The following is a 15,748-nucleotide window of genomic DNA, read 5'->3' as shown; positions in this document are numbered from 1 at the left end:
CAAGGAACGGAACTCAAGACATGTTCAACGGAAAATCGATTTTCATCTCTGGCGGCACCGGCTCGTTCGGGCGCAAATTCATTGCGCGCCTGCTCGAGCAATACCAGCCCAAGCGCGTGGTGGTGTTCTCCCGGGATGAACTCAAGCAATACGAAATGCAGCAGACGTTCAATGCGCCGTGCATGCGTTACTTCCTCGGTGATGTGCGCGACGCCGATCGTCTGCGCCAGGCCATGCGCGGCATCGATTACGTGGTGCATGCCGCAGCGTTGAAGCAGGTGCCGGCGGCGGAATACAACCCGACCGAATGCATCCGCACCAACGTCAACGGCGCGGAGAACATTATCGCCGCCGCCATCGACAACGGCGTGAAGAAAGTCGTCGCGCTGTCCACCGACAAGGCTGCGAGCCCAATCAACCTGTACGGCGCCACCAAGTTGCTGTCGGACAAGTTGTTTGTTGCCGCCAACAACATCGCCGGCGAACAACAGACGCGTTTTGCCGTGGTGCGCTACGGCAATGTCGCCGGTTCGCGCGGGTCAGTGGTGCCGTTTTTCAGCCAGCTGATCGCTGACGGTGCGACTGAGCTGCCGATCACCGATGAGCGCATGACCCGGTTCTGGATCACCCTCGATCACGGCGTGCAGTTCGTGCTCGACAGCTTTGCGCGGATGCACGGCGGTGAAGTGTTCGTGCCGAAGATCCCGTCGATTCGCGTGGTCGATCTGGCGCGTGGCATGGCCGAGCATCTGCCGCACAAGAACGTCGGCATTCGTCCGGGCGAGAAGCTGCACGAGCTGATGGTGCCGCTGGACGATGCGCGGATGACCCTGGAGTTTGCCGACCACTACACCATCCAGCCGTCGATTCGTTTCACCAGCGTCGACGTGGATTTTGCCGAGGACAAACTCGGCGAGCGTGGCGTGCCGGTCGGTGAAGATTTCGAATACCGCTCCGACACCAACCCGCACTTCCTCTCGGTGGGTCAGATCGCCGACCTGCACGCGAAGCTCTCGGTATGATTCCCTACGGTCGGCAAAGCCTCGACCAGAGGGACATTGACGCCGTTGTCGAGGTGTTGCAGTCCGACTGGTTGACCCAGGGGCCGACCATCGAACGCTTCGAGCAGGCGATGGCCGAGCGTTGTCAGGCGGACTTTGCCGTGGCGGTGTGCAACGCCACGGCGGCGCTGCACATTGCCTGTCTGGCGGCAGGGCTCGGCGCGGGCGACCGCTTGTGGACTACGCCGAACACCTTTCTCGCGTCGGCCAACTGCGGCCGTTATTGCGGTGCCGACGTTGATTTCGTGGACATCGATCCGCTGACCTGGAACCTCGATGCCGAAGTTCTGGCAAGCAAACTCGATGCTGCCGAACGCGACGGTACGCTGCCCAAAGTGCTGGTGGCAGTGGCGTTCTCCGGGCAGAGCTGCGACATGCGGCGGATTGCCGAACTGGCCGAGCGCTATAACTTCACCGTCATCGAAGACGCCTCCCACGCGGTCGGCGCCAGTTACGCCGGGCGCCCGGTGGGTTGCGGTGAATTTGCCGCGATGACCGTGTTCAGCTTTCATCCTGTGAAGATCATCACCAGCGGCGAAGGCGGTATGGTGCTGACCAATCGCCCGGAACTGGCCGAGCGCCTGCAACGCCTGCGCAGCCACGGCATGACCCGCGATCCGCAACAGATGACCGAACCCAGCCACGGCCCGTGGTACTACCAGCAGGTCGAGCTGGGGTTCAATTACCGGATCACCGATCTGCAAGCCGCGCTGGGCCTGTCACAGCTAGGCAAACTGGACGAGTTCATCGCCCGTCGCAGGGAGTTGGCCGCGCGTTACGATCGCTTGCTGGCTTATTTGCCGGTTACCGTGCCGAGCCCCCAGCCGGACGCCGAGTCGGCCTGGCATCTTTACGTGGTGCGTTTGCAGACCGAACGCATCAGCCTCAGCCACCGTCAGGTATTCGAAGGCTTGCGCGCCGCCGGCATCGGCGTGAACCTGCACTACATTCCGCTGCATTTGCAGCCGTACTATCGCGACCTGGGTTTTGCCGAGGGTGACTTCCCCGAGGCCGAGCGTTATTACGCCGAAGCGATCAGCCTGCCGCTGTTCCCGTTGCTGAGCGATCAGCAGCAGGACTACGTGGTCGAGCAATTGCGTCGGTTGACCGAATGATTGCCGCCGCGGCGGTGAACGGAAAACGGTGATGCGTGATCTGAGCGAGCAGGAACAATTCTGGCAGGGCGAATTCGGTAACCAGTACGTGGATCGCAATATCGGTCAGCCACTGGTGGCGACCAATCTGGCGTTGTTCGCCAAGGCGCTGACCCGGACCGGGCGGATCGACAGCCTGCTGGAGCTGGGCACCAATGCCGGCAACAACTTGCAGGCGCTGCGTCAGTTGCTGCCGCGTTGCGAGCTGTTCGGGGTCGAGATCAATGCCAGTGCCTGCGCTCAGGCGCGTGCGCTGGAGATTGCGAACATCTGGCACGGTTCGCTGTTCGACTTTCCCCGTGAGCGCCAATACGACCTGACCCTGAGCAAAGGCGTGCTGATCCATCTGGCGCCGGAGCTGTTGCCGACCGCTTATGCGCAGTTGTACGAGCTGAGTTCGCGCTACATCCTGATCGCCGAGTATTACAATCCCTCGCCGGTGGAAGTGTCCTATCGCGGCAACAGCGGCAAGCTGTTCAAACGTGATTTCGCCGGTGAAATGCTTGATCGTTATCCTGATCTGCAACTGCTGGATTACGGCTTCGGTTATCACCGCGATCCGCAATTTCCGGTGGACGACATCACCTGGTTCCTTTTGGAAAAACGTCCTTGAACAACGTCGCAATCATCCCGGCCCGCGGGGGCAGCAAACGCATCCCGCGCAAGAATCTTGCGCCGTTCGACGGTGTGCCGATGATTGTCCGTTCGATTCGTACGGCCCTCGATTCAGGGTTGTTCGAGCAGGTGGTGGTCAGCACCGACGACGCAGAGATCGCCGACGTGGCGCGAGCCAACGGTGCTCACGTGCCGTTCATGCGTCCGGCGGAACTGGCCGATGATTTCACCGGCACTGCGGCGGTCATCGTGCATGCCTTGCAGCAACTGCCGGCCTTCGATTACGCCTGCTGTGTGTATGCCACGGCGCCGCTGCTGCAGGCGCGGTTTCTGCGTCAGGGCTTTGAATTGCTGGCTCAGCATCCGGACAAGTCCTTTGCTTTTTCGGTCACCGATTTCGGCTTTCCGGTGCAGCGCGCCTTGACCCTGGACGGGCAGGGCGCACTGACGGCGTTGTACCCCGAATTTCGCAATACCCGTTCGCAGGATCTGCCGGCTGCCTTTCAGGATGCCGGCCAGTTCTATTGGGGCCGTAGTGAGGCCTGGCTGGGTGGCGAGGTGTTGTATTCGCCGGCCAGTCTGCCGGTGATCCTGCCACGCCATCTGGTGCAGGACATCGATACCGACGAAGACTGGAAGCGCGCCGAGTACCTTTACGCCGCCCTCAAGGCTGGTGGAGAACTGCAATGAGAGTGCTGATCCGCGCCGACGCCTCGCCGACCATCGGCAGCGGCCACATCGCCCGGTGCCTGACGCTGGCGCGGGTATTGCGCACGCAAGGCAGTCACGTTGCGTTCGCCTGTCGTCGTTTGCCGGGGCATCGGCTTGATGCGTTGCAAAGCGAAGGCTTCGAGACCTTCGCGTTGCCGGATCGCTATGCCGGTGAAGACCCGGAGCAGGCCATCGAGTCGATGCTGCCGTGGCAAGCGGATATCGATGCACTGGCGACGCAGCTGGAAGGGCAGCCCGGATTTGACTGGGTCATCGCCGATCATTACGGCCTCGATCATCACTGGCAGACCGCAGCTCGTCGCTTCGCACCACGGATCGCCGCCGTCGATGATCTGGCGACCCGCCGCTACAGCGTGGACCTGTTGCTTAATCAGAACCTCTCCGGGCTCAGCGAAAATTATCAGCCGCTGCTGCCGGCCGGTTGCCGAGCACTGCTCGGCCCGCGCTTCGCCATGCTGCGCGAAGAATTCAGTGGCCCGGCCATCGAGATCAAACCGGTGGCGCGCCGGGTGCTGGTGAATTTTGGCGGCTTCGATGCGGCACGCCAGACTCATCACGCCATGCTGGCGCTGGCGGATTTTTCGGCGCTTGAAGTGGATTTTGTCGCCGGCGCCGACAACCCGGCCTGGGCAGAGATGCAGGCACTGGCCGAAACGCGGCCGCACTGGCGCCTGCACAGTTTCGTCAGCGATTTTCATCGACGCATGACCGAGGCCGACCTGTTTATCGGCGCCGGCGGCGGCACCAGTTGGGAGCGCGCGGCCTTGGGCCTGCCGACGATCTGCATTGCGGTGTCGAACAACCAGCAGGCCAACGGTGAGGTGATGGCGGCGGCCGGGGCGCATGTGTTCATGGGCGCGCGGGAGCAGGTCAGCGTCGAGCAACTGCGCGATGCGATCGGCTTTGTCGTGGGCAACTTTTATCTGCGCCAGAGCCTGGCCGAGCGTTCGCGGCAATTGGTCGACGGACGCGGTGCGCTGCGTGTGGCGGCGGCACTGGCCGGCGCGGTGCTCAAGTTGCGCTTGGCGACACCGGAGGATGCGCAGTTGCTGTTCGACGGACGCAATGCCGAGGTGGTACGCCGCTGGTCGCTGGACAGCGGGGCGATTGACTGGACGCAACATGTGAACTGGCTGGGCGCGAGCCTGCGCAATCCTCAGCGGTTGCTGCTGGTGGCCGAGGCGGATGACGGCCCGGTCGGCGTCCTGCGCTACGATTTGCGCGGCTTTGAGGCAGAGGTTTCGCTGTATCTGCTCGAGGGGCGTTTTGGCCTGGGTTGGGGCCGGGCACTGCTGGCGCAGGGTGAAGCCTTTGTGGCTGCACACTGGCCGCAGATGACCGCCATCACCGCCCAGGTCTTACCGGCCAATCAGCCCTCGATGAATGTTTTTCGTGACGCCGGGTTCACCCAGAGTGCCTGCGCGTTCACCAAGGTTTTGAAGGAATCCCGTCAATGAGCAGTTTCAAGATCGGCAACCGCCGGATCGGTGCCGATGCGCCGCCGTTCATCATCGCTGAAATGAGCGGCAACCATAACCAGTCGCTGGACGTCGCCCTGCAGATTGTCGAAGCGGCGGCACAGGCCGGTGCCCATGCCTTGAAGCTGCAAACCTACACCGCCGATACCATGACCCTGGATCTGGCGGAAGGCGAGTTCTTCATCAAGGATCCGAACAGTCTGTGGGCGGGCACTTCGCTCTACGACCTGTATGAGAAGGCCCACACCCCGTGGGAATGGCATGCGCCGATCTTCGCCCGGGCCAAAGAGCTGGGCATGCTTGCGTTTTCGACACCGTTCGATGACAGCGCCGTGGACTTTCTCGAAAGCCTCGATGTGCCGGCCTACAAGATCGCCAGTTTCGAGAACACCGATCTGCCGTTGATCCGCCGTGTCGCAGCGACTGGCAAACCGTTGATCATTTCCACCGGCATGGCCAGCCTCGCCGAACTCGACGAAACCGTGCGCGCCGCCCGTGAGGCGGGATGCAAGGATCTGGTGCTGCTCAAGTGCACCAGCACCTACCCGGCGACCCCGACCAACAGCAACGTGCGCACGATCCCGCATCTGCGTGAGTTGTTCGGTTGTGAGGTCGGGCTGTCAGACCATTCGATGGGCGTTGGCGTGTCGGTGGCGGCGGTGGCGCTCGGTGCGACGGTGGTAGAAAAACACTTCACCCTCGACCGATCGGCCGGCGGGGTTGACGCCAGTTTCTCGCTGGAACCGGCGGAACTGGCCAGTCTGGTGGTCGAAACCGAGCGCGCCTGGCAGGCCATGGGCCAGGTGCATTACGGCGTCACCGAGGCTGAGCAAAAATCGCTGGTTTACCGCCGGTCGCTGTACGTCACGGCCGATATGGCGGCCGGTGAGCCCTTCACGGCGGCCAATGTGCGTGCCATTCGTCCCGGTCTCGGTCTGCCGCCCAAGCACACCGAAGCCGTCCTCGGGCGCCGTGCGCGCCAGCCGATCAAGCGCGGTACGCCGCTGGACTGGTCATTGGTCGAATGAGCCAATCTGCCACCGATTCGGCAAAATAGCGTGACCTGCGAGTCATAACGCGCATCTTCACTGTATTGTAATGACCGGGGAGATGGCGCCTGGCCCGTTTTTCGGTCCCAGTGGTAGCCCTTTGCGCTCCCCGTGGCTGCCCGTTGTGGCGGCCGTTTTCTGTTTGTCGGCGCCCCTCGAATCCTTGCGAGCGGTGGTATTGGGCTGTTTATTATTGGGAAGCCGTAATGATTGGCATAAAAAGCATTGCGAGCTACGTTCCTGTAGCCGGCGTGGACAATTACGCACAAGGTGCAAAATTCGAGAAGGATGAAGAATTCATCCTCGGCAAGATCGGTTCGGCCTTCCTCCCGCGTAAAGACGCGGAACAGGAAACCTCCGATCTGTGCGTTGAAGCGGCCAATGCGCTGTTTGCCAACAACCCTGAACTGAAACGTGAATCCATCGATGCGCTGATCGTCGTCACCCAGAACGGTGACGAAGAAGGCCTGCCGCACACCGCTGCCATCGTCCAGGACAAACTCGGGCTGCCGACCAATGTCGCGGCGTTCGATATTTCCTTGGGTTGCTCCGGCTACGTTTACGGCATCTACGCGATCAAGGGCTTCATGGAAGCCGCCGGCCTGAAGAATGGTCTGTTGATCACCGCCGACCCGTATTCGAAGATCGTCGATCCGGAAGACCGCAACACCACCATGCTGTTCGGCGATGCCGCTACCGCGACCTGGATGGGGGAAGACCCGGTCTGGGCACTCGGCAAGGCCAAATTTGGCACCGACGGTTCCGGCGCACCGCACCTGAAAGTCACCGATGGCGTGTTCTTCATGAACGGCCGCCAAGTATTCAACTTCGCACTGCTCAAGGTGCCTGCGCATCTGCACGAACTGCTCGACGATTCCGGTCTGAAGGCCGATGACATCGATGCCTTTTGCATTCACCAGGGCAGTGCGGCGATTGTCGATGCCGTGGCGCGGCGCTTCGAAGGCGAGCCGGAGAAGTTCATCAAGGACATGGTCGAGACCGGCAACACCGTGTCGTCCAGTGTGCCGCTGCTGCTGGAAAAACACGTGATGGATTCCGACTGGAGCCGCATCGCCATCAGTGGTTTCGGCGTCGGTCTGTCGTGGGGTTCGGCGATTATTTATCGTCCTTGAATCGGTTAAAAACGGCGGATACAAAAATAGCGTTCAAGGGTTAACCTTGAACGCTATTTTTTTGCCTGAAGGGAGCGCGAGGCGTCATGAGTGAGTTTTTCCAGGCCAACGCTGAAGTCATCGAACGACGCTGGCCGGCGCTGTTCGCCCGATTGCTGAACGAAGACAGTTCGGCAATCGAGGCCGAACTGACGCAGGGGCTGGGCTCGACGCTGAGCGTTGGCGGCATTCAGCTCACCAGTCGGCATGACCGTGTCCGCGAAGCGCAGATTCAGGCTGCCAGCCTGCCGGCAGACAAGCCGCAACTGCATGTCTACGGCACCGGACTCGGGGATTTGCCCACGGTGCTGCTGGAACGCTCCGGGCTTGAGCGGCTATATGTGCACATCCTCAACGGCGCACTGTTCGCCTTGGTGCTGCAACTGCTCGATCAGCGGGAGTGGCTGCGGGATCCGCGAGTCGAATTGCTGTACGCCAGCGACCTGCCCGACATCTGCACACCGTTTTTCGCATTGCCTGCCGAGATGCTGCTGGCCGATGACTTCAACGCGAAGATTCGAGATCGGCTGGTCAGCGAAGTGCATCTGAGCTTCAACAACCGCGAGTTCGATCCGCAGTCACCGTTCATTCAACAGCGTCTGCAGGACTGCTTGCCGGTATTGCTGGCTGACGATGATGTGGCGACGTTGTTCGGCACTTGTGCCGGTCGGGAGATCTATGTGATCGGTACCGGGCCGACCCTTGAGCAGCACTTCGAACGTCTGGCGGCGATTCGCGAGCGGGCGGAGCGTCCGCTGTTCATTTGCGTCGACACCGCGTACCGACCGCTGCGCGAACACGGGATCGTGCCCGACTATGTGGTGAGTATCGATCAGCGCATCAGCTTCCGGCATTTGCCCTTCGAGGAATCCGACGGCATCCCGCTGGTGTATCTGCCCATGAGTGACCCGGAGGTGCTGAGGGCCTGGAAGGGCAAGCGTTATGGCGCTTGCTCGGCCAGTCCGGTCTATGCGGCATTGCGTGAGCAGCACCCGAGGGCGTTGCTGCATGTGGGTGGCAGCGTGATTCACCCGGCCGTGGACCTGGCTGTGAAGATGGGCGCTGCACGCATCACCCTGTTCGGCGCCGATTTTGCCTTCCCTATGAACAAAACCCATGCCGGCTGGAATGACGGTGACCTCGGGCCGTCGGTGAATCAGGCGCGGCACTGGGTGCGTGACGGATATGGCCAGCGTGTCAGTACCCAGCTCAATTTTCGCGGTTACCTGTGCGTGCTGGAGCGATACATCGCCAGTCAGCCGCAGGTGGCGTTCTTCAACAGCAGCCGCGCGGGGGCGCAGATTGCCGGTACAGCGTTCAATCAGGAGTTTGTGCAATGACTGCGCTGAAAGGCTGGGTAGACGAGTGCCACCAGTGTGCCGGGCTGTTCCGCTTGGGACGTGACGTCGAGGCAGCGTTGACCATGGTCGATGTATTCGAGGGCGCGCAGCGGTCATTGCAGTCGGCCGGTGTACAGAAGCAGCACGCCTGGGCGCAGTTGCTCACGCAGATGCTCGAGTGCCAGGAGCGTCAGGACTGGTTGGGACTTGCCGATTTCATGGAGTACGAGTTGATTCGATTGCTGGAAGAATCGTCCGCCTGACGAGGGGCGAAGGCGCTGGCCCGCAGGTTTGCGCCATGGACGGTTTTATGACGTCATTTTTTCGAGGGTAAAGTGCTGCTAAGTCTTTGTTTTCTAGGGGGTGGCAGGGTGATGGCAAATTTTTTCAAAAAAGCCCTCAAGCAACCTGCAAACCCGACGATAACTATTACGAAGGTTCTCTAGGCCATACCCGGCGGTTGCCAGGGCCGGAAGCCGCAGTACCCAACCAACGAGGAATTCGTCATGGCTTTAACAGTAAACACCAACACCACGTCGTTGAACGTTCAGAAAAACCTGAACCGCGCTTCCGACGCTCTGTCGACTTCGATGCAGCGCCTGTCTTCCGGCCTGAAAATCAACAGCGCTAAAGACGACGCCGCTGGCCTGCAGATCTCCAACCGTATGTCTTCCCAGATCCGCGGTAACACCCAGGCAATCCAGAACGCCAACGACGGTATCTCCGTTGCCCAGACCGCTGAAGGCGCTCTGCAAGCTTCGACCGACATTCTGCAGCGTATGCGTGAACTGGCTGTTAAAGCACGTAACGGTACCAACGGCACTGCTGACCAGACCGCTACCAACGCTGAATTCGCTCAGATGTCCGACGAGATCACCCGTATCTCGGCTGCTACCAACCTGAACGGCAAAAACCTGCTGGACGGTTCGGCTGGTACTGTGACCCTGCAAGTGGGCGCAAACACCGGTTCGGCTAACCACATCGACCTGGTACTGAGCTCCAAGTTCGACGCCGTCAGCCTGTCCGTAGGCAGCGGTACTGTAGTTCTGACCGGTACCACCGGTACTGGCGCTGGTTCTGCTTCGCAGAACATCGACAACGCGATCACTGCAATCGACGCCGCTATCGCTGCAATCGGTGCAACTCGTGCCAGCCTGGGTGCTTCGCAAAACCGTCTGACCAGCACCATCCAGAACTTGCAGAACATCACCGAGAACACCACTGCTGCACAAGGTCGCGTACAAGATACCGACTTCGCCGCAGAGACTGCTAACCTGACCAAGCAGCAAACCCTGCAACAGGCTTCGACCTCTGTTCTGGCTCAAGCCAACCAACTGCCTTCCGCTGTACTGAAGCTGCTTCAGTAATTTCGGAATGAGTTTTAGCGGGGGAGTGCGCTTGCGTGCTCTCTCGCTTTTTACGTTATGAGGTGATGAGCATGGACATGAGCGTCAAGCTTAACGTGTCTTATCCGGCTCCCAAGCCAGCCAATACCGTCACCGACAAGCCGTCGGAGACCAAGCCTCAGGCCGTTGAAGCGGTTCCTGCCTCGAAAAAGAGCCAGGAAGCAGATGAAACCAAGCTGAAGCTGGCGGTGCAGGAGATCGAGAAGTTCGTTCAGTCGATCAAGCGCAATCTGGAATTCTCGATCGACGAGCATTCCGGCAAGGTCATCGTCAAGGTGATCGCAAGCGAGACGGGCGAGGTCGTACGACAGATCCCTTCCGCAGAAGCCCTCAAGCTGGCAGACAGCCTCGCCAACGCAAGTCACGTGTTGTTCGACGCCAAAGTCTGATAGCTGGCATGAATAGTGTTTGAAGTTCTTTAGACGCAGGTCGTGGTCAAAAGACTGGCAACAACCCAAGGGAGATGCACATGGCAAGTCCAATTTTACCGGGTTCGGGCCTGGGTTCCGGTCTGGACATCGGTGCAATCGTTACTGCGCTGGTCAACGCCGACAAGTCGCCGAAGCAGACGCAGATCGACAATGCGACGAAAACCAACACGCTGAAGATTTCCGGTGTAGGTACGCTGAAGAGTGCGCTGACCGCCTTCCAGACGGCGATGACGAACCTTGGCAGCAAGACCAATCCTGCATTTGCCGGCTACACCGCCACGTCGAGTACGCCTGCGGTTTTGGGTGTGACTTCGGATAACACCGCAGTTTCCGGTACTTACAGTGTTGTCGTGAGTAAACTGGCCACCGGTTCGAAAGTAGCCAGTGCATCCTTTGCCGGCGGTGCGGCCAGTGCCATTCCGAGTGGTACCCTGAAAATCAGTCAGAATGGCACTGATTACAATGTCACGATTCCGGCCAACGCGACCTTGCAGAGCACTCGTGACGCCATTAACACGGCTCAGGGCTCCAACGGTATTTCCGCCAACATCGTCACCGACAGTAGCGGTGCTTCGCGGTTGGTGATCAGTTCGAGCAAGACGGGTGCAGGTTCCGACCTCTCGGTCAGCGGTATTGCCGGTCTGGAAATCGATGGCACCCAGGTGATGGGCGCTACTCCGGCGGCGGGCGCGTCCGGATCGGTCGGCGGCCTCGCTCAGGATGCCTCGTTGACCATTGACGGTCTGGCGGTATCCAGCAAGAGCAACACGGTGACCGGTGCAATCAGCGGTCTGACATTGAACCTGCTGACTGTTCCGGCGACGCCCGGGACGCCGGTCACGGTGACTGTCGATACCAACACCAAGGGCTTGCAGACGTCTGTTCAGGCATTCGTTGATGCCTACAATACCTTGAAGAGCACCATTGACACTTTGTCCAAGGCAACACCGGATGAGGATGGCAAACTGACCGTTCAGGCGGCCTTCACCGGTGACTCTCTGCCACGTTCGTTGATTGCCGATATTCGTGGGCAGCTGACAGCTCCGGGTGCCGCTGCTGCGGGGAGCCCGATGGCCTATCTGTCGCAGCTGGGTGTGATGACCGACAAACTCACCGGCAACCTGTCGCTCGATACGACTGCTTTCAACAAGGCCATGTCCACGCCGGGCATGACCGGTCAGGTCCAGCAGATGTTTACTGGTACCAATGACACCAACGGTCTGTTGGCACGCATGAGCAAGGCTGTGGATCCGTATCTGAAGCCTCCTGCAGGTAGTCTCCCTACCGCCAAGGGCCTGCTTGATCAGCGCATGGGCATCCTGAACAACAACACCAAGAGCCTGACCAGTCAGCAACTGGCGCTCGATCTGCGTGTTGCCAACCTGACCAAGACGTTGACTGCAAAATACAACGCCATGGACTTGCTGGTAGGTCAGATGAAGTCTACGGCAAGCAGTATTACGTCGTTCTTCGCCTCGCTCAACGCACAGCAATCCGCGAAGTAACATGCAAGAGCGACAAAAACCCGGCTACGCTTTCGAGCGTGTGCCGGGTTTTTGTCTTGTGGTCTAAAGTTTTTCGACTCGCTGGCGATACACTGTTCATACGAGTCATTGTGGCAAATGAGGTAGAACATGAATCCGATGTTAGCCCTTCGGCAATACCAGAAAGTAGGTGCGCACGCTCAGACATCTGAAGCGAGCCCTCATCGCCTGGTGCAAATGCTGATGGAAGGCGGCCTGGACCGTATCGCTCAGGCCAAAGGTGCGATCGAGCGCAAGGATATTCCAGCCAAGTGCACGTCGATCAGCAAGGCCATCGGCATCGTCAGCGGACTGCGTGAAGGTCTGGATCTGGAAAATTCCGCGGACACGCTGGCTGATCTGGACGGTCTTTACATCTACATGATGAAGCGTCTCGCCGAGGCGAACATCAGCAGCGATCCGCGCATTCTTGATGAGGTAGCCGGCTTGCTGAGCACCGTCAAGGAAGGCTGGGACGCGATCGCACCTGCGCCTGCTCCGCAGTTCTGAGGAGATCACCATGAGTCTTGTTTTGCAGCGAATTGAAGAAACCCGAGCAGCCTTGGTCGGAGCCCTGGCCGAGCGCAATTGGGAGGCGATCGGTCAACTGGATCTGGATTGCCGTTCCTGCATGGAAGATGTCTTGAGTGAAGCTTCGGTGGACGAGGTTGCGTTGCGCGATAACCTTGAAGAGTTGCTGCATGTCTACAAGCAGCTGCTTGAAGTGGCGATGGGTGAGCGTCAGGCGATAGTCGACGAGATGTCGCAGATCACCCAAGCGCAGAACGCGGCAAAGGTTTACCATCTGTTTGGTTAATTAACCCTCAGTTAATCCAGATATGTGCGCCATAAATTTGACTGTGCACGGTTTTTTGACTTAACTAGTGGCTGTTTTCAGATTTCAGGCGTCTACAGGCACAAGGTGTCCTGCAAGCGTCTCGCTTGCCCCTCATTTTGGGCATTGAGTTGACTAGGGAAGTTGCTATTGCATGTGGCGTGAAACCAAAATTCTGCTGATCGATGACGATAGCGTCCGCCGCCGCGACCTGGCGGTGATCTTAAATTTTCTTGGCGAAGAAAATTTACCCTGCGGAAGCCATGACTGGCAGCAGGCAGTCGGCTCTTTGTCGTCTAGTCGTGAGGTCATTTGCGTACTGATCGGGACGGTCAATGCTCCTGGTGCGCTTTTGGGCTTGCTAAAGACACTCTCAACCTGGGATGAGTTCCTTCCGGTTTTGCTGATGGGCGATAATTCTTCGGTGGACCTGCCCGAAGACCAGCGCCGCCGGGTACTTTCGACCCTCGAAATGCCGCCGAGCTACAGCAAGCTGCTCGACTCCCTGCACCGTGCCCAGGTCTATCGCGAGATGTACGACCAGGCCCGCGAGCGCGGCCGTCATCGCGAACCCAACCTTTTCCGCAGTCTCGTCGGCACCAGTCGCGCGATCCAGCACGTGCGTCAGATGATGCAGCAAGTGGCCGACACCGATGCCAGCGTGCTGATCCTCGGCGAGTCCGGGACCGGCAAGGAAGTGGTTGCGCGCAACCTGCATTACCATTCCAAGCGTCGTGACGCGCCATTCGTACCAGTCAACTGCGGGGCGATCCCGGCCGAGTTGCTGGAAAGCGAACTGTTCGGTCACGAGAAGGGCGCCTTCACCGGCGCGATCACCAGCCGTGCCGGCCGCTTCGAGCTGGCCAACGGCGGTACGCTGTTCCTCGACGAAATCGGCGACATGCCGCTGCCGATGCAGGTAAAGCTGCTGCGCGTGCTGCAGGAGCGCACCTTCGAGCGCGTGGGCAGCAACAAGACCCAGAGCGTCGACGTGCGGATCATTGCCGCGACCCACAAGAATCTCGAAAGCATGATCGAGATCGGCACCTTCCGCGAAGACCTCTACTATCGCCTGAACGTGTTCCCGATCGAGATGGCGCCGCTGCGTGAGCGCGTTGAAGACATTCCGCTGCTGATGAACGAGCTGATCTCGCGCATGGAGCACGAGAAGCGCGGTTCGATCCGCTTCAACTCCGCCGCGATCATGTCGCTGTGCCGCCACGGCTGGCCGGGCAACGTTCGCGAGCTGGCCAACCTGGTGGAGCGCATGGCGATCATGCATCCGTACGGGGTGATCGGCGTGGTCGAGCTGCCGAAGAAATTCCGCTACGTCGACGACGAAGACGAGCAAATGGTCGACAGCCTGCGCAGCGATCTGGAAGAGCGCGTGGCGATCAACGGCCATACGCCGGATTTCAGCGCCAACGCCCTGTTGCCGCCGGAAGGTCTGGATCTGAAGGATTATCTCGGTGGTCTGGAGCAGGGCCTGATCCAGCAGGCGCTGGACGATGCCAACGGCATCGTGGCCCGCGCCGCCGAACGCCTGCGCATCCGCCGCACTACGCTGGTAGAGAAGATGCGCAAGTACGGCATGAGCCGTCGTGAAGGTGATGAACAGGCGGATGATTGACGCCTGTTTTTCAAATGCTTCATTTATAAGCGGTTTTTTTTAGGCACGGGTATTGCTACATCCCTCGCAACGTTCCGTTTCACTGACGGTCAGCCAAGCGAGAGAGCACAATGCCCCAAGCCTCCCAGATGTCTTCTGTTCCCGAGTCCTCGGGGCAACTGCCGTCCGTAGAGCAGGCGAGCCGCCAGGGGCTTGAGCAGGCATTCGCCCTGTTCAATCAGATGTCCAGCCAGTTGACCGACTCCTACAGCATGCTCGAAGCCCGGGTCACCGAGCTCAAGGGCGAGCTGGCCGTGGTCAGCGCCCAGCGCATGCAGGAACTGGCGGAAAAAGAACGCTTGGCCAACCGTCTGCAAAACCTCCTCGATCTGTTGCCCGGTGGCGTCATCGTCATCGACGGTCACGGCATTGTGTGCGAGGCCAATCCTGCCGCCATCGAATTGCTCGGCCTGCCGCTGGAAGGCGAGCTGTGGCGCCATGTCATTGCCCGTTGCTTTGCGCCCCGTGAAGACGACGGTCACGAAATTTCCTTGAAGAACGGTCGACGCCTGTCGATTGCCACCCGCTCGCTGGATGCCGAGCCGGGGCAGTTGGTGCTGCTCAACGACCTGACTGAAACCCGTCACTTGCAGGATCAGCTGGCCCGTCACGAGCGCCTGTCGTCCCTGGGGCGGATGGTCGCGTCGCTGGCGCATCAGATCCGCACACCGTTGTCCGCCGCGTTGCTGTACGCCAGTCATTTGACCGAGCAGGAACTGCCGGTCGCGACCCAGCAGCGTTTTGCCGGTCGCCTCAAGGAGCGTCTGCACGAGCTGGAGCATCAGGTGCGCGACATGCTGGTATTCGCCCGCGGTGAGCTGCCGCTGACCGACCGTGTCACGCCGAATGCCTTGATGCAGTCGCTGCAGGCCGCGGCGCTGACCCATGTGCAGGATCTGCCGATCCGCTGGCAGTGCGACAGCCATGCCGGCGAGCTGCTGTGCAATCGCGACACGCTGGTCGGCGCGCTGCTCAATCTGATTGAAAACGCGATTCAGGCGAGTGCCGGTGAGGTGCGTCTGAAAGTGCATTGCTATACCCGCGATAACACCCTGCGTTTGTGTGTCAGTGACAGTGGCAGCGGTATTGATGCGGCGGTGCTGGCGCGGCTGGGCGAGCCGTTTTTCACCACCAAAGTCACCGGGACCGGCCTGGGCCTGACCGTGGTCAAGGCCGTGGCGCGTGCGCATCAGGGAGAATTGCAGCTGCGTTCGCGGGTCGGGCGCGGTACGTGCGCGCAGGTCATCCTGCCGTTGTTTTCTGCTGTACAGGGAGCTGAGTGA

16 protein-coding genes are annotated in these 15,748 nt (G+C 60.1%); all 16 read left to right on the top strand.

The annotated features are described in order from the left end of the window. Nucleotides 1–20: 20 nt before the first annotated feature. Complete coding sequence (pseB, locus tag CAF77_RS24525; RefSeq protein ID WP_011333032.1) at nucleotides 21–1,022, top strand: UDP-N-acetylglucosamine 4,6-dehydratase (inverting); 1,002 nt, start codon at nucleotides 21–23, stop codon at nucleotides 1,020–1,022. Continuing rightward, nucleotides 1,019–2,176: a UDP-4-amino-4,6-dideoxy-N-acetyl-beta-L-altrosamine transaminase gene (gene pseC / locus CAF77_RS24520; RefSeq protein ID WP_064378608.1), complete on the top strand. Its 1,158-nt coding sequence runs from the start codon at nucleotides 1,019–1,021 to the stop codon at nucleotides 2,174–2,176. Before pseB ends, pseC begins: the two co-directional genes overlap by 4 nt. Nucleotides 2,177–2,207: 31 nt before the next feature. Beyond that, nucleotides 2,208–2,828, top strand: a complete 621-nt coding sequence (locus CAF77_RS24515) for a pseudaminic acid biosynthesis-associated methylase (protein ID WP_064378609.1) — start codon at nucleotides 2,208–2,210, stop codon at nucleotides 2,826–2,828. Continuing rightward, nucleotides 2,825–3,520, top strand: coding sequence for a pseudaminic acid cytidylyltransferase (gene pseF / locus CAF77_RS24510; RefSeq protein WP_064378610.1), 696 nt, complete (start codon nucleotides 2,825–2,827; stop codon nucleotides 3,518–3,520). The genes CAF77_RS24515 and pseF overlap by 4 nt, the downstream gene beginning before the upstream one ends. Beyond that, nucleotides 3,517–5,019, top strand: a complete 1,503-nt coding sequence (pseG, locus tag CAF77_RS24505) for a UDP-2,4-diacetamido-2,4,6-trideoxy-beta-L-altropyranose hydrolase (protein ID WP_085655444.1) — start codon at nucleotides 3,517–3,519, stop codon at nucleotides 5,017–5,019. The genes pseF and pseG overlap by 4 nt, the downstream gene beginning before the upstream one ends. Then, nucleotides 5,016–6,068: a pseudaminic acid synthase gene (pseI, locus tag CAF77_RS24500; RefSeq protein WP_085655445.1), complete on the top strand. Its 1,053-nt coding sequence runs from the start codon at nucleotides 5,016–5,018 to the stop codon at nucleotides 6,066–6,068. Before pseG ends, pseI begins: the two co-directional genes overlap by 4 nt. A 227-nt stretch (nucleotides 6,069–6,295) precedes the next feature. Beyond that, the gene (locus tag CAF77_RS24495; RefSeq protein WP_007958310.1) at nucleotides 6,296–7,222 is read left to right on the top strand and encodes a ketoacyl-ACP synthase III; all 927 of its coding nucleotides are present in this window, start codon (nucleotides 6,296–6,298) and stop codon (nucleotides 7,220–7,222) included. An 86-nt stretch (nucleotides 7,223–7,308) separates the two neighbouring features. After that, entirely contained in the window at nucleotides 7,309–8,601 is a 1,293-nt protein-coding gene (locus CAF77_RS24490) for a motility associated factor glycosyltransferase family protein (RefSeq protein ID WP_064378613.1), read from the top strand. Continuing rightward, nucleotides 8,598–8,864: a hypothetical protein gene (locus CAF77_RS24485; protein WP_064378614.1), complete on the top strand. Its 267-nt coding sequence runs from the start codon at nucleotides 8,598–8,600 to the stop codon at nucleotides 8,862–8,864. The genes CAF77_RS24490 and CAF77_RS24485 overlap by 4 nt, the downstream gene beginning before the upstream one ends. A gap of 243 nt (nucleotides 8,865–9,107) precedes the next feature. Continuing rightward, nucleotides 9,108–9,968, top strand: a complete 861-nt coding sequence (locus CAF77_RS24480) for a flagellin domain-containing protein (RefSeq protein WP_007958307.1) — start codon at nucleotides 9,108–9,110, stop codon at nucleotides 9,966–9,968. Nucleotides 9,969–10,039: 71 nt separating this feature from the next. Further along, nucleotides 10,040–10,396 carry a flagellar protein FlaG gene (locus tag CAF77_RS24475; RefSeq protein ID WP_064378615.1) on the top strand — a complete coding sequence of 119 codons (357 nt, stop codon included), beginning with the start codon at nucleotides 10,040–10,042 and terminating at the stop codon, nucleotides 10,394–10,396. Between the two features lie 80 nt (nucleotides 10,397–10,476). Then, nucleotides 10,477–11,943: a flagellar filament capping protein FliD gene (gene fliD / locus CAF77_RS24470; RefSeq protein ID WP_064378616.1), complete on the top strand. Its 1,467-nt coding sequence runs from the start codon at nucleotides 10,477–10,479 to the stop codon at nucleotides 11,941–11,943. Between the two features lie 129 nt (nucleotides 11,944–12,072). Continuing rightward, entirely contained in the window at nucleotides 12,073–12,471 is a 399-nt protein-coding gene (gene fliS, locus CAF77_RS24465) for a flagellar export chaperone FliS (protein ID WP_007958302.1), read from the top strand. A 10-nt stretch (nucleotides 12,472–12,481) separates the two neighbouring features. Then, nucleotides 12,482–12,778 carry a hypothetical protein gene (locus CAF77_RS24460; RefSeq protein ID WP_007958300.1) on the top strand — a complete coding sequence of 99 codons (297 nt, stop codon included), beginning with the start codon at nucleotides 12,482–12,484 and terminating at the stop codon, nucleotides 12,776–12,778. A 172-nt stretch (nucleotides 12,779–12,950) separates the two neighbouring features. Continuing rightward, a complete protein-coding gene (locus CAF77_RS24455) occupies nucleotides 12,951–14,426 on the top strand; it encodes a sigma-54 dependent transcriptional regulator (protein WP_039765583.1) in 1,476 nt (491 codons plus the stop codon). Between the two features lie 110 nt (nucleotides 14,427–14,536). Further along, the gene (locus CAF77_RS24450) at nucleotides 14,537–15,748 is read left to right on the top strand and encodes a PAS domain-containing sensor histidine kinase (protein ID WP_011333046.1); all 1,212 of its coding nucleotides are present in this window, start codon (nucleotides 14,537–14,539) and stop codon (nucleotides 15,746–15,748) included.

Origin of the sequence: Pseudomonas sp. R15(2017) (assembly GCF_002112685.1) — a bacterium.
GTDB classification, from domain to species: Bacteria; Pseudomonadota; Gammaproteobacteria; order Pseudomonadales; family Pseudomonadaceae; genus Aquipseudomonas; species Aquipseudomonas glycinae.
Note: the sequence above shows the minus strand (reverse complement) of the source record. Positions and strands in the feature narration are given on the sequence as shown.